This is a genomic window from Paenibacillus sp. J31R30 (assembly GCF_059692115.1).
Genome location: NZ_JCAUAV010000002.1, coordinates 80,525 through 95,604 on the forward strand (window position 1 = coordinate 80,525; position 15,080 = coordinate 95,604).

12 protein-coding genes are annotated in these 15,080 nt (G+C 46.7%); 7 read left to right on the forward strand and 5 right to left on the reverse strand.

All coding sequences use genetic code 11. The features are described 5' to 3' along the window. Positions 1-266: 266 nt before the first annotated feature. From AC58QO_RS06365 to AC58QO_RS06380, 4 genes are read right to left on the reverse strand one after another with little or no spacing between them, the layout of a single operon-like run. A complete protein-coding gene (locus AC58QO_RS06365; protein WP_497264463.1) occupies positions 267-1,340 on the reverse strand; it encodes a phosphodiester glycosidase family protein in 1,074 nt (357 codons plus the stop codon). After that, on the reverse strand, positions 1,340-1,771 hold the full coding sequence (locus AC58QO_RS06370; protein WP_497264465.1) for a hypothetical protein: 432 nt from the start codon (positions 1,769-1,771) through the stop codon (positions 1,340-1,342). The genes AC58QO_RS06365 and AC58QO_RS06370 overlap by 1 nt, the downstream gene beginning before the upstream one ends. Before the next feature lie 52 nt (positions 1,772-1,823). Continuing rightward, complete coding sequence (locus tag AC58QO_RS06375) at positions 1,824-3,452, reverse strand: response regulator (RefSeq protein ID WP_497264466.1); 1,629 nt, start codon at positions 3,450-3,452, stop codon at positions 1,824-1,826. Position 3,453: 1 nt separating this feature from the next. Beyond that, positions 3,454-5,253: a cache domain-containing sensor histidine kinase gene (locus AC58QO_RS06380; RefSeq protein ID WP_497264467.1), complete on the reverse strand. Its 1,800-nt coding sequence runs from the start codon at positions 5,251-5,253 to the stop codon at positions 3,454-3,456. A gap of 199 nt (positions 5,254-5,452) precedes the next feature. On the opposite strand from AC58QO_RS06380, the gene AC58QO_RS06385 reads away from it, so the two are divergent. The 5 genes from AC58QO_RS06385 (at position 5,453) to AC58QO_RS06405 (ending at position 11,175) form a co-directional block, all read left to right on the forward strand. Beyond that, positions 5,453-6,322, forward strand: a complete 870-nt coding sequence (locus AC58QO_RS06385) for a carbohydrate ABC transporter permease (RefSeq protein WP_497265433.1) — start codon at positions 5,453-5,455, stop codon at positions 6,320-6,322. Then, positions 6,322-7,158, forward strand: coding sequence for a carbohydrate ABC transporter permease (locus tag AC58QO_RS06390; protein WP_497264468.1), 837 nt, complete (start codon positions 6,322-6,324; stop codon positions 7,156-7,158). The genes AC58QO_RS06385 and AC58QO_RS06390 overlap by 1 nt, the downstream gene beginning before the upstream one ends. A gap of 162 nt (positions 7,159-7,320) precedes the next feature. After that, entirely contained in the window at positions 7,321-8,643 is a 1,323-nt protein-coding gene (locus AC58QO_RS06395; RefSeq protein WP_497264469.1) for an ABC transporter substrate-binding protein, read from the forward strand. A gap of 104 nt (positions 8,644-8,747) precedes the next feature. After that, complete coding sequence (locus AC58QO_RS06400) at positions 8,748-9,977, forward strand: MFS transporter (protein WP_497264470.1); 1,230 nt, start codon at positions 8,748-8,750, stop codon at positions 9,975-9,977. Between the two features lie 247 nt (positions 9,978-10,224). Continuing rightward, the gene (locus AC58QO_RS06405) at positions 10,225-11,175 is read left to right on the forward strand and encodes an NAD(P)/FAD-dependent oxidoreductase (RefSeq protein ID WP_497264471.1); all 951 of its coding nucleotides are present in this window, start codon (positions 10,225-10,227) and stop codon (positions 11,173-11,175) included. On the opposite strand, the gene AC58QO_RS06410 is transcribed toward AC58QO_RS06405, so the two are convergent. Next, on the reverse strand, positions 11,162-11,878 hold the full coding sequence (locus tag AC58QO_RS06410; RefSeq protein ID WP_497264472.1) for a DUF2161 domain-containing phosphodiesterase: 717 nt from the start codon (positions 11,876-11,878) through the stop codon (positions 11,162-11,164). The two genes, AC58QO_RS06405 and AC58QO_RS06410, sit on opposite strands and share 14 nt — an antisense overlap. Before the next feature lie 110 nt (positions 11,879-11,988). Here AC58QO_RS06410 and AC58QO_RS06415 point away from each other — a divergent pair, with 110 nt between their 5' ends. Then, a complete protein-coding gene (locus AC58QO_RS06415; protein ID WP_497264473.1) occupies positions 11,989-13,287 on the forward strand; it encodes a sn-glycerol-1-phosphate dehydrogenase in 1,299 nt (432 codons plus the stop codon). A gap of 407 nt (positions 13,288-13,694) precedes the next feature. Continuing rightward, positions 13,695-15,080 (forward strand): family 4 glycosyl hydrolase, encoded by a 1,386-nt coding sequence (locus AC58QO_RS06420; protein ID WP_497264474.1) that lies wholly within the window; start codon positions 13,695-13,697, stop codon positions 15,078-15,080.

Sequence of the window (15,080 nt, forward strand, 5' to 3'; positions counted from 1 at the left end):
AAAAGAAAAAGCATCGCTACCTCCGAATGGAGAAGGCGATGCTTTTTTTCTTCAATTAAAGGCCCTTTGTTTTGTCCTCGTTATAGGAAGCCGTCATCATTGCGACGAGAAATAGTAGAAAAACGGCATTAACGAGCCAAAATGTTGTGGATAAACCGAACATTGCTGCACCTCCTATAGGGTTAAAGAGCATTTTGCACATAGTTAAGGCTTATTATACCCAACCATCCCCAAAAAAGAAACGAATTTTGTGTGAATAATTTGGGTCATTTGAAAAACAAAAGGTTCGTAGCTAGTGGTCGCAGTCTGCCATCCGAAGGACGGTTGATCACGCTTCCTCCCCAGACTAACGTCGTAGAGCCGCCTCCATCCAAATTATAAGCATCCACGACGCCTAATTGCTGCAGCTTGTCTTGCAGCTCTGCCAACGTAGCGCCAGAATTCCCGCTTTCGTCGTAGCCGTCCGTGACGAGGAACAACAGCTGGTCATGCTTATAATTGGCCATTACCGTTCGTGCTGCTCTAGCCGGTGAGCTCTGCCATTGATATGGAATGGACAGCTTGCTGCCATTTTTGATCAGCACAGGGACGAAGGTCGTACCCATGAGAGGGTTCAGCTTGTCGAGCTCTGACTGCGAGCTGAACTTGCCGCCAATCAGCTTGCGGTCTTTGTTCAAGCCGATGAAGGCCGTGTCGTTATTGGTGGGAAAGAAGCCGTTGACATATTTCCCATTCATAACGGTGGTATCAAGCGGATAGCGCCTTCCACGATTGTCGTCCGCGAAGCCGCCAGCGTTGATCCCAACAACGGCGCCATAGCGAGAAGCAGCGGCTAACGTTGTTTCACTGGAGCCGAGTTTGTCATTTCCCAAGACGAGCTTAATGGCTTTATCGCTCTTCAGGTTTACTTTAAGAGCATAACCTGAATAATGTTTTTCATTCAAAGCAAACAGCTGAATGTCGATATTGCCTGAAGTTGCTTGGCGGATTGGGCTGCCAAGCTTGCCTGTAATACGCGCATCGTAGATAAGTCCGGGTTTGGCGACTTGTGAAGCCGCGCTCTGGAGCATAGCTGTTACTTCCGCGGTGCTTTTCTCGTACAGCTGGAAATACTGCTGAATAATGGTTTTGGTTTGGACCGCATCTGTATTCGCTTGGGTAAGCAGGTTGTTCATCGCAAGCGTTTCTTGATGAAAATTGACCGGTGCCAAAGCATCTGGAGCCTTTAAGGGAATGGAAATATGTAAGGAGACGAAGAGCAGCCAAATCAGCATTCCCAGAAACGGTGCGCAAGCTAGCAACATGACACGATTGATTTGCTGAATCGAATTCGCTGTCATTATTTCAACACATCCAGATTTTTGGTCAGCTCATCTAGCTTCTTCTTGACGTCAGCTAGCTGCGTATACAGTTGATTGCTATTATCGGTCTTGCTGTTAGCGCTATCTTTGGTGAAAGCCAATAGTTCATTCAATGAATCTACTTTGGCTTGCAAAGTCTTCATATCGGAAGTTACACTATCCTTCAATTGAGAGACTTGCTTCTGATAGTCTTGTTGAATGACTTGTAATTGCTGCTGGGTTTGCTGTGCGATATCGGTCGATATTTGTTGCCTCAGATGCTCGGTGTACATCATCGTAGCTGCTACTCCGACTGCGATCAGCATGGCCCAACCCACAAATAATAGGACGTACGTTTTCTTCTTGACCCTGGTTGCCTTTGATGTGCGGGGAAAAGAATTCGCCGATACATTCTCAATGGGCATACTCATGAAAATCACCTCTTACTACTAGTATAGCATATTCCAATATTTTCTCGGAAGTTTAGATAGAATTCGTTGTTTTTCGATATTCATTGGGGGTCATGCCTGACATTTTTTTGAAAACTTTGCTGAAATATTTCTCATCCTGATAGCCAACCATCTCAGCAACCTGTGAAATGCGTAGATTCGGATTGCAGAGCAGTACCTTGGCCTTGCTCATCCGAATTTGACCTAAGTAATCAGAGAGATTGACTTCAAATTCCTGCTTGAACTTGCGTGAAATATACTCACGGCTGAGATAGAAGCGGCTGGCAATATCCGCAAGGGAAATATCTTCATGATAATGCTTCTCCAGAAAGCTGGCGATTTCGAAAATCACATTATTATCCTTGTGCTGACTCTCCAGGTGAAGCTTGGATACCTGTACGAGGCTGCGGGTCAGCTCTTGCTGCCAGAGGGATAGGGATATGATGCCATGCTCGTCGAGCGTAATGATCGCAGCTGCACTATCCTCAACGAGCAATGGATGAACCTCTTCTTCTCGGGTATTCGGTATGAGCTGCTGAATCCAGCGGCGCATCATCACCCGATATTCTCCCCACCAATGTTCTAATTGTTCAGGGGTAATGATCTCACAGCTTCGGATTGCATCGATCCATAGCTGAACGATATCCTGGATCTGCTCCTCATTCCCACTACGCAGAGCCAGATGAATTTGCTCCTCAAATTGGTGAAAAGTTAGTGTAATTTGTGACCCTTTGGAAGTATGCCAGGTATTATGGATCCACGTTTCTTTGGCTTTCAAATTACGGTGCCTTAGCGCATCACGCGCTTCCTGATAGCTTAGCTTCAAATGAGCGGGGAAACTGTGTGCACTCCCAATCCCAAAGTCCACACGGGTATGCAGCGCGGTTCGAATGCCATCGTTAATCGTCGCCAGCAGCTCTTCTGCCATGGATGGGGACGACCATAGGAGAAGCACGATTTCATTCGGATTATGCCAATGCCGAAATGCGAAGCCGCGCTTCTGCGTGACGAGAAACTCATTGCAAATATTAATCAATGAGAAGGCAAGGAGATCGATATTTTGACTGAATTTATTTTTAATACTGGCTTCCATCGTATCTAAGGAAAGAATGGCAACACGACACGATGTAAGACCTCTCGATAAATGAAGCTCGCGCTCCAGCTGGTCAGCCACCGGTTCATAGGTACTGGGTTCTGTGATTAGCGCTGAAAGCAGCTTGTCCCAGTAAATCGGTTTGAATTGATTCACCTCGATATTTAGTTCTCGGTTGGCATGCCTTTGCTCTTCATCCTTGTGCCAAGACTGTATCGCTTTATCCAAAGCTTCATTTAACTGATCCGGATCAATCGGTTTCAGAATATAATCCGTTCCGCCAAACTTCACTGTGTGTCGAAGTAAAGAGAAGTCGTCGTGGCCGCTGATGACAATGGTTTTGGAATCAGGCGCATAACGATGCAGCCACTCTAACAGCTTGACACCGTTCATGAGGGGCATCATCATATCGGTCATAATAATCTCAGGATGCTCACTGCGAATCAACGCAATAGCAGCTTCACCGTCAGGCGCCTCTAAGATCGTATCAATCCCATGCTGCTTCCAATTCACGAGTAAACGAATCGCGTCACGAACATGCTTCTCATCATCTACTAGCAGTACTTTCATATCAGGTAACTCCCTTTTTCATCGGAATAAGGATGACGATCCGCAGGCCTTGGGGATGCACATGGTCAATCTCCAGCGATGCATCATCATTGAAATAAAGCTGGACGCGCGTTAGGACATTGCGGAGTCCAATATAGGAATCATCTGTGACGGATGGTGCTTTTAATCGATTGCGGACCTCGCTCATACGCTGATCTGTCATCCCGATCCCATTATCTGCTACGGTGAGCTGTAAGAAGTCTCCCTCCGGGGTGATCAGCCTCTCAGATGCGATGCGCAATATCCCCACATCCTGCGAATGGCTTGGTTTAAACCCATGCTTGAAATAATTTTCGACAAGCGGTTGAAGGATCATTTTAGGCACAGAGAAAGCTTGGGTTCCATCTTCAATATCGTAGAAAATATCAAATTGGTGTTCAAAACGCTGCTTCTGCAGCTCCAAATAAGCCTTGATATGATCGATTTCTTTCCGTAAGGGAACGACAGATTCGTTGGTATTCATGCTGTAATGCATCATTTTGGCTAACGAATTAATCAACGCGTAAATCTTAGGTGCTTCATGCTGCAAAGCCAGCGTTCCGATCGATTGCAAGGCATTATTCAGGAAATGCGGGTTAATTTGCGCTTGCAGTGCCATCAGCTGATTCGATTTATTCGCCAGCTCCAGCCGATATTCGCGCATTACCATTTGATTCAAGTCCTGCATAAGCCCATGGAAACGATTCGCGAGAATGCCCATCTCATCGACCCTCGCCAACTCAATGTCACTATGAGGATCGCCAAGCCCAACTTGCCCCGTCTGAATTCTTGTAATATAACGAATCAGCTGCTTGATCGGAGCTGTGAAACGAATACTAATAAACACCGTCCCCGCCATGACAATCAGCATAGAGAAGGAAAGAATAAGGGCGTTAATGAAGGTCAATTGCCGAGCGTTCTTGGTGAGCTGCTCATAGGGAAGACGCTTGACAATCGTCCAGTTCAGATAGTCTGTACGCATTTTCTCATACATATTAATCCCTGCAAAAGCACCCTTCGACCATTCATAGCTGCCTTTGTCAAGGGTACTGTGAACAGCCTCATCGCCCCAATTGTCCTTTAATGGAAGTCCCCATTGACTTGGATCTGGACCGAATACGATATGTCCCGTTTCATCTAAAATGTAGAGCTCCTCTTGATTATGGGTGAATAGGCCTTGGGCAATATCAGAGACTAAGTCCAAATTCAAATCAATGACAAGCTCGCCGATTGATTGATTGCTGGGAGAGTACATGATGTTGCGGTGCATAGAAATAACTGGGGTTGGGTTAGAATATGCAGAGAGTGACATGCCATATAAGTTGCTCTGGTGCGTTGTTTCGAAATACACAAGTTTGTCCGCAGGGAACGGCTGTAACTCTTCATATTTACCAACCGTGCTTACTTGAATGTCATTCTGAGAGAGAAAAGAACGATTACCGACCGATGCATACAGGTAAATTTGTTTGATTTCTTTTACAGAGTGTGACATGACCTGCAGACCGCTTCTAATTACTTTATCACTCATATAATCGATCTCGCGTTGCATTTGAAGAATATCATAAAAGGGGTCAAGTTCATCAAGATTCCTCCCTGAGTAAATCGTTAAGGAAGCTTGAACTACACCATCCAGATAGTTCACGAGATTCGTTTTACCTTGTGAGAGTAAGGCGGAATTGTTGGTTAGCGTATCTTCTGTCACTTTCTGTTTGGTGAAGAAATAGGAGACCAAAAGGGAGGTAAGGAAAGGCACAAGAGTGGCAATTAGCAGAAATAAGATCAATTTATTACGAATACTGTGTCGTATCAGGCTTCATCAGCTCGGTTTCTATAATGGGATTTTCCCCTACATTGTAGCAGGAGAGGTCAACAAATTCCACCTAATGCATCACCATCGTCAGTGTTTCAGGTGAAGGCAGATCTCTATACTTGAAGAATAGAAGTAAAATGGTAAGGGGGATTTCCCAGTGAAAACGAAAAAAATGCTTTCAGGATGGCTGCAGCAGTGGGTGTTTATTGGCCCAGCATTGCTATTCTTTTGTATCATTGTTCTCGTTCCTTTTCTGATGAGTATCTACTATTCATTCACAGAATGGAATGGTGTAACGACAGATGTAACCTTCAACGGGTTGGACAATTTCAAGCAAATCCTATTCCATGATAAGGATTATCGCAACGCCTTCAGCTTCACGTCACGTTTGACGGTAACGAATGTGATTCTTACGAACCTTGTAGGTTTCTTATTAGCGTTATTGCTAACGCAGGCGTTGAAAACAAGGAATGTGCTGCGCACAATCTTTTTTATGCCTAACGTAATCGGAGGCTTGCTGCTCGGTTTTATTTGGCAGTTTATCTTCGTCAAAGGCTTTGCAACTGTAGGGAGCCTAACGGGTATCGGATTTTTCGAGCTTCCGTGGCTAGGGACTTCATCAACCGCTTTCTGGGCAATCGTCATAGTTAGTGTCTGGCAAGGTGCAGGCTATCTTATGATCATCTACATCGCAGCCCTATCCAATGTGCCCAAGGATATGCTGGAAGCTGCGTACATTGATGGCGCTTCTCGCTTGCAAGTACTGCGCAGTATCATCGTACCGCTCATTATGCCCGCTGTCACCGTCTGTTTGTTCTTGACGATATCGTGGTCATTCAAAATCTTTGATTTGAACTTCTCCCTAACAAAAGGTGGACCTTTCAATTCAACCGAATCGGTTTCAATTAATATTTATCAAGAAGCTTTCCGTAACAATCGCTACGGTTTAGGAACGGCGAAAGCTCTCGTATTCTTCATTGTGGTTGCCATCATTTCAACCATCCAAGTGATGTACACCAAGCGCAAGGAGGTTGAGATCTAATGGATTCCGTCAAAAAATATACAAGTCGATTATTTGCCTTTGAAGTACTTGGCATTCTAGTTGCTTTACTGTTCTTGGTGCCGTTTTACTTCGTGATCGCGAATTCCTTGAAGACCTTTCCCGAACTCGCAGCGAATACGGCTAAGCTTCCTAGCTCGCTTTATCTGGATAACTACACCAAAGTATGGAGTATCATGAAGTTTCCGAAAGCGTTCTTTAACTCGCTGTTCATTACCGTATTGGCTAATGTGGGCCTCGTAATCATTTCATCTATGGCGGCGTATCGCATGGTGAGAAAGTCTACGAAGTTCAATAATCTTGTTTTCTTGGCATTCGTTGCTGCAATGGTTATCCCGTTCCAGTCCATCATGATTCCACTTGTTCGGGTAGCCAGTCAAGTAGGGTTGATGGATAGTAAGCTTGGATTGGTTGCATGCTATTACGGATTCGGTGTTTCCTTAAATGTGTTCTTGTATCATGGCTTCGTCAAGTCCATTCCACTGGAAATTGAGGAGTCAGCCAAAGTAGATGGCAGCTCAGCATATGGGGTGTTTTGGAAAATCGTATTCCCGCTGCTCAAGCCGATGTCGATTACGATTATCATTCTAAACAGCCTATGGATTTGGAATGACTATTTGCTCCCTTCGCTAGTACTGGGCAATCCAGAGCTGCGAACCATTCCGCTTGCCACGTTCTCCTTCTTCGGACAATATACGAAGCAGTGGGATTTAGCTCTTGCGGGGTTAACATTAAGTGTGTTGCCAATCGTGATCTTCTTCTTGTTCTTACAAAAGCACATTGTTGAAGGGATTACAGCAGGATCAGTAAAGGGATGACAAAATTGCAAATATGTGCAAGATATTCCACCTTTATGTTCAATATACTCGGTGTTAAGGCACGATGTAAGTGTTTACAATGAATCTTGTAAGGAAGCAACGCAAAGAGCAAAGCAAGAAGAGTTTACAAGAGGAAGCATAATAAAGGGAGGCATTACCTAAATGAAAAAATTAACAATGGTCTCAATGGCGGCTGTATTGTCCTTATCCGTACTCGCAGCTGGTTGCGGTAAAAAAGACGAGACAGCAAGTCCTGCTCCAACTTCAGGATCATCAACAGCAACAACAACGCCTGCTGCAGGCGGCAAGCCAGTTACTATTAAAATTTTCCAATTTAAAGTAGAGATCGCAGATCAGCTTGGCAAAATGGTGCAAGAATATCAGAAGCTGAATCCAAATGTGAAAATTCAAGTCGACACTGTCGGCGGTGGAGCTGATTACGGTGCAGCCCTTCTTGCGAAATTTAACGCAGGTGACAAACCGGATATTTTCAACAACGGTGGTTTCACAGATCTAGATAAATGGATCGATAACTTGGAAGATCTATCGGATCAACCTTGGGTGAAAGATCTTGTAGACGTTGCAAAAGAGCCAATGACTAAGGGTGGAAAGCTATACGGTCAACCGCTTAACCTTGAAGGTTATGGCTTCCAATATAATAAAGACCTTTTTGCAAAAGCGGGCATCACAGAGCTTCCAAAAACGTTCTCTCAATTAGAAGCAGCAGCTAAAAAGCTAAAAGATGCAGGGATCACACCTTTTGAAACAGGCTATGCCGAGTGGTGGGTACTTGGTAACCACTTCGTAAACCTTCCATTTGCATATCAAAAAGATCCAAATGCGTTCATCGATGGTTTGAACAAAGGCACATCGAAGATTACAGGCAACGAAGTGTTCAACCAATGGGTGAAATTGTTTGACCTGCAATTGCAATACGGCAACAAAAACCCATTGCAAACCGACTACAATACACAAGTAACGGATTTTGCTACGGGTAAAGCGGCTATGACGCAACAAGGTAACTGGACACAAGTTCAAATTTCCAAAACAAATCCAGACATCAAAATTGGCTTCTTGCCAATGCCGATCAGCGATGACGCAGCAGCGAACGACAAATTGTTCGTAGGCGTACCGAATAACTGGGTTGTCAACAAAAACTCCGCAGTTAAAGACGAAGCTAAGAAATTCTTGAATTGGATGGTTAGCTCCGATATCGGTAAGAAATATATCACGGAAGAGTTTAAGTTTATCCCTGCTTTCAAAACGATTCCTGCTGACGAGAAAGTACTTGGACCATTAGCAGCAGACATTATTACTTACAGCAAAGCTGGTAAAACATTGAGCTGGAACTGGTTCAAATTCCCAGGTGGGGAAGCATCCAGTAAGAAATTCGGAGATGTTATGCAAGGATATGTTGCGAAGAAGTATACGAAGGATCAAATGTTGGAAGAATTCCAGAAAACATGGGATAGCCTTAAGAAGTAACCCGAATCTAGACGTACGTAAAGCCTCAGCGCCAATGCTGAGGCTTTTTGCTGTTTAACAGATGTGACAATGGCTGTTACAATGAAGAGGACTGGAGGTCTATCATGATTCTAAAAATTAGAGCATGGCAACAAAGCCGCGACAATTCCATGCCACTTGAGAAAAGGCTGTCTCGTGAAGCGGTTATTTCCCTACTTATTCATTCTATTTTTCAATTCGGAGCTTCCATGTCAGGGGTGTTTCTTAATTTATACCTATGGCGGTTAACGCATAGTGTTGTCGTGAATGGTACATACAGTATGATCGTTTATATCCTAACACCGATTGGATTCGCTATTGGCGGCTACATGATTAAGAAGAAGGATCGCATGGTAGCGTACCGGCTTGGTATTGTCCTGATTGGTCTCTTCTATTTATGTGTGAGTATTGCTGGGGAGCGGCTTGTTGATTATTACGTCCTGTTTGCGATTTTTAATGGACTCGCAGGCAGCTTCTACTGGGTGGGCTATTTAACCCTTATGTATGATGTGTCAACCGAGCAGAATCGGATACGTTATCTCGCATATAATATGATGTTTTTCACAGCGGCTACGCTTGCAGGACCGGCACTTGCTGGCTTCATTATTCGTTTAAAAGTAGGTCTAAGCGGATATACGATCGTCTTCTCGATTGCTTTCTTCATGTTCTTACTGGCTGCGATCATTTCTATGAAAATAAAAGCTTTAGGCGGTCATCACCGCGTGTACTATTTAAAATATACTGGGCTCATCATGAAGAAAAAGCAAGAGTGGTCCAAAGCGCTGCTAGGCTTTTTCGGCATGGGATTACTCCAGGGGACGATGTTGTTTTTACCCAACATTCTTTTGTTCAAGGTGCTGCCGCGTGAAGATTTGGTCGGGTATCTCGGTGTACTGTATTCGAGTTTAAGTATCGTTATGGGGATCTTTATTTCCAAATATGCAAACGCGGGCAGAGCGAGGTTGTATTTAACGATATCGACAGTAGGCTATCTTGTGGGAATTTCCTGTATTATCGGAAGTTTAAATGTGTGGTCCGTGGTCGGCTTTATGATTCTGTATTCGATCTTTGCACCGCTTCAAGGGAATACGATGACGGGCTACTATTATAGCTTGATCGCAAGGCTTCCACTAAAAGGTGAATTAAAAGTAGAAAGCGTAGTCGTTCGGGAATTTTTCTTGAATGTGGGGCGGGTCATTTCGATCCTAGTGCTCATTACCTTCGGCAGCGACTTGGATGGCGGCCTCATTCCTTGGATATTGCTGATAGCCGCGCTAACGCAGTTTGGTATCGTCTGGTCGCTCAAGAATCAATAGGTAAGTAAGTGAGAGTTCAAAAAGTCCGGTTTTCAGCACCGAGAAGCTAGGAAGTGAGGAGCGGAGCGTAGTGGAAGCTACGTGAGCACCGGAAGTTCCGGCTGAATTCAATATTCGATGTCGAATATGCTTCTTGGACTACTTCGTGATCAAAAGTGGACTTTTTGAACAACCTTTATAAGGATGATTGTCCCTCAATTCGGTTATCCTAGTTGGTAGTGAATTGGAGAAGAGGGGCATTAAGCAAATGGAGAAAGTAGACAGTATTATCGTCGGAGGAGGCATTGCTGGACTTCAAGCGGCGATTCAGCTAGGCAGATATGAGCATAAAGTACTTGTAATTGACGCTGGTTATGGCCGCTCTACCCTATGCAGAAGCTATCATAATATTCTAGGTTGGCCAGACGGGGTATCGGGTGAGGAACTGCGGCGATTAGGCAGACAGCAAGCTGAGAAGTTAGGTGTTGCTTTTGTCCAGGATGAAGTTGTACAGGCTGTCGCGAAGGGAAGAATCGGTGATGGCTTCGAGCTATGGGGAAAAAGCGGTCGCGGCTATGAGGCAAGGACGCTTCTGTTAGCAACGGGCTTAATGGACCGTATGCCTGAATTGCCAAATTTGAAGGAATGCTTGGGACTTACGGTATATGTGTGCCCGGATTGCGATGGGTATGAGATAAAGGATAGAAGTACGCTCGTGATGGGCTCGGGCGATGCAGGAGCAGCGATGGCGATTAAGCTTCGCCACCGCACGGACAAGATGATCTATGTAAATCACCAAAATCGGGCTGTGAAAAGCGAGTTTCTGCTGGAAATGAAGAATAAGGGCATCACCTATGTGACGGAAGATCTTAATGAGGTCATGGTGGATTCGCCTGGACGATTCAAGGGGGTCCTGCTGAATGATGGCTGGATGCTGCAAGCAGAGCGAGGTTTCATTGCCTTCGGCGGAAATGAAGTGAAGTCAGATTTGGCGCGACAGCTTGGCGCGGAACGCATGGAGAATCGGCATATCATGACCGATCCCCGGAGTAAAATGACGAGTATCCCGTTCGTTTGGGCCGCAGGCGATGTTGGCGTTCATGCGGAGCAAGTGACAATCGCGATGGGGGAAGGATCACAGGCGGCGATTTGGATGAACAAAGCGCTGCTGCGGATGAATGAGGAAGCGAATGTGCATCGGGTTGTTATTCGGTCTTAGACACGGCCGGGAAAGCTGTTACTACGTGAGCATACTCTTGTAGGGCTTTCTCACCGCCTGGCGTAAGATGATAGATGCCGCGGCTTTGTCTCACAAACCAACGATAGTAGTTTTGCTGTAGAAGCGAGCTGACGTTCATGTTATGGGTTAATTCACGCAGCTTGCGTGGACTGAGTGGACCGAGATGCTGCATGAGATAGGCGCAATGCAGGGATTTCTCGCGGTACGCGGTCATGAGCTTCTGCTGGGAGCTGCCGCCGACATTATAGTCGCCGCTGCGCTCATGGAATTCGGTCATCAGCTTGCCAGAAGCCCGTTTGTTCGGTCGCAGTGTATAAGGTGTAGGCTCACAGACGAGATCGACTGTGGGCTTTTTGCGTTTGTAGAATTGGACAGTTAGGACACCGAGTCCCAGCATGCGACAAAGTCGACGGATATCCTCCCATTGTAAGCGGTGGGGGGCTTTTCCCTTGTTAGGAAGCTCGAAGGCGACATATACGTCTTGCGTAAGCTTCAAGCGTTCAATGCCTTGAACGAGAAGCGGGATATTAAAGCCTTTTTTCAATTCAACGATAACCGGAGGCTCATCGCCACGAATGGCCACTAAGTCACAGTGCTTTACTTCCCCGCGGACGGTATAGCCACGCTGCTCGAAGAACTGTTTTATCGGTGCATAGAGCTCGGTTTCAGTTTGGATCGGCATGAGGGTCTATTCTCCTCTTTTCATGCAAAAAGTCTGACAGAATGGCTTTAATTATAGCATATGTTGAGCTAGAATTGGGGTGGAGATGTACATGTGGGGAGTTGAGAGATGTGAGTGAATTGTTGAATGACTGGTTGGGCAAAAGCTTCAAATGTGCCTGTGGACAGCAGCATGAAGTTCCGATTCGCCGAATTGTGATTGAAAGAGGTGCGTTGGGTGATGTTGTCGGCTATGTGAAAGAAAATAGCTATGAAGAAGTAACGCTTGTTGCTGACGCGAATACGTATGCAGTGGCGGGAGAAAAGCTTCGCTCGTTGTTGGAAGAAGCGCAGGTGAGCGTTGGCTTGAGCGTGATTCGCGAGAACGGGATAGGGGAAGTCGCTGCTGATGAGGAAGCTATTGTTCAGTTGATGCTGGACACGTCGACTACTTCACGAGTATTGATCGCCGTGGGTACGGGGACGATTCATGACATTGTACGATTCGTTAGTCACCGAACGAATCGCCCTTTTCTCTCCGTGCCGACAGCGCCGTCCGTTGACGGGTTTGCTTCTGTGGGCGCGCCGCTCATCGTTCGCGGCTTCAAGCAGACGATTCCTTGCTCGGCGCCCGAGGCGATCTTCGCCGATTTGGGCATCCTCGCTTCGGCGCCGCAGGCGATGATTGCCGCCGGCGTCGGCGATATGCTCGGCAAGCACACCTCCCTCGCGGACTGGGCGCTCGGCCGCGTGCTGCTGGACGAGCACTACTGCGAGCTCAGCGCTCGTCTGACCTTGGAGGCGGTGGAGCTCTGCACCGCACATCTGGAAGAGATTGCGCAGCGCACCGAGCTGGGCATGCGTCGATTAATGGAAGGCCTGATCCTCTCCGGCCTTTCCATGCTCTTGGTCGGCCACTCGCGGCCGGCCTCCGGGGCTGAGCACCATCTCTCCCATTATTGGGAGATGGTGCTTCTGCAGCAGCGCCGCCGGGCGCTGCTGCACGGCGCGAAGGTCGGCGTCGCGACCGTGCTCATGGCGCAGCGCTATCAGGCGCTGCTCACGCTCACGGCCGACGAGGCCGCTACGCGCCTAGCGGGGCGGCAGGCCCCGAGTGCGCAGACGGATGCGGAACGCATCCGGGCAGCCTACGGGGCCATGGCTGAGGCGATCATCGCCGAGAATGCGTCGGCGATGGGGGTTGATGCGCGTGCGCTGCAGGCGCGCATCGCAGCTTGTTGGGGCGATGTGCAGCACATCGCCCGCGGGGTTCCGGCGCCTTCGCTGCTTGCTGCGTGGCTCGCGGCGGTGCAGGGGCCGGTGACGCCGGACCAGCTTGGCGTGGAGCCAGCGCTGGTGGAGGCGTCGCTACAGGATGCGCTGTTCGTGCGCAACCGGTTTACGATTTTACGCTTACAGCGGCTGCTGTAAGCTCGAAGTCAATGGGGAGAATAGTAACATGACAAGGTTGAAAGGGAACCTAGATGCGCTATTTATTCGAAATCGATTGATATTGGGACCAAGCGGAACGTAGGTACGCTATTTATTCGATTTTCGTGATTTTTGGCATTATTCGGCAAAATAAGGCACTGTAGTTCCCTTGAGCTGTTCATTTCACCGTATTTAGCCGCAATAGCGCATCCTCGTTCCCTTCTCACTTTCCAATCTTGCATCCGTCATGTAACGCCAGTCCTCTAGAGGGGGCCGGCGTTTTTTTGTTTTCTCTGCATACAAAAGTGTAAAAAATCACAACCCTACTTAATTTTTGCCATCCCGCAATGCGGAATTGTTTTCTATACTGATTGCTAAAGCAGAACGATTCCCTGAGGAGGCACAACATGAAATTTGCTCAAGAGAAGGTCAGCGATATTCAAATCGCTTATATTGGCGGCGGCTCGATGTATTGGGCCAAAAATCTGATTGCCGATTTGGCGCTGGATGGTCAATTATCGGGCACGATTCGTTTGTATGATCTTGATTACGGCAAAGCCAAAAATAATGAAAAGCTGGGTAACTCGGTCTCTGATTATGCTGAGACGAAATCCAAATGGACATACAAAGCGTATCCGACGCTTCAAGAGGCGTTGAATGGATGCGATTTTGTGTTTATCTCGATTCTTCCAGGCACATTCGAAGAAATGGAATCCGATGTCCATGCGCCGGAGAAATACGGCATTTACCAAGCCGTTGGGGATACGACTGGACCAGGGGGGCTGCTCAGAGCACTTCGCACCATCCCGATGTATGTGGAAATTGCACAAGCGATCGAACGATACTCCCCTGATGCCTGGGTATTTAATTACACGAACCCAATGACGCTCTGTACGCGCACGCTTTACGAAGTATTTCCCAACATTAAAGCCATTGGCTGCTGTCATGAAATATTCGGTGTGCAAGGGTTATTAATTCGCATGCTGCGCGATATGGAAGGCATTGAAGGCGTACACCGCGATCAAGTGAAAGTGAATGTGCTGGGTATTAACCATTTTACTTGGATCGATCAGGCGACGTATCACAATATAGATTTACTTCCGATGTATCGAAAATTTGTTGATAAATATTACGAATCCGGTTTCGAGCATAACAAAGATGCCTGGGTTACGAACACGTATACAGCGGCCAATCGCGTGAAATTTGATTTGTTTCGGCGTTATGGGGTTATTGCAGCGGCAGGTGACCGTCACTTGGCGGAATTCATGCCTCCTTGGTATTTGAAAGATCCGGAGACGGTTCGTTCCTGGAAGTTCGGTTTAACGACGGTCCAAAGTCGTGTCGAGAAGCATGCTGCAACGGAGTTGTTTTACGGCAAATTGCTTAGTGGTGAGGAGAAACTGCCGCTCAAGACATCAGGCGAAGAAGAAGTTAGACAGTTAAAAGGTCTAATCGGACTTGAACAATTTGTAACCAATATTAACGTTCCTAACGTTGGACAAATGAAAGGTATTCCGATGGGAGCAGTTGTTGAAACGAATGCCGTATTCTCTGCGAACAGCTTGCGTCCGGTTTATGCAGGTGAGCTTCCGATGGAAGTTAATAATCTAGTCCTGCAGCATACGATGAATCAGGAGCTTATTCTGAAGGCTGCTCTTCAAAAGGACAAAGACTTAGCCTTCAAAGCGTTTATCAACGATCCGCTTGTGACGATCGATATCCACGATGCCGAAGTATTGTTCGCTCAGATGCTGCACAATACGAAAGCTTATTTGCCTGGATGGAACATCTAA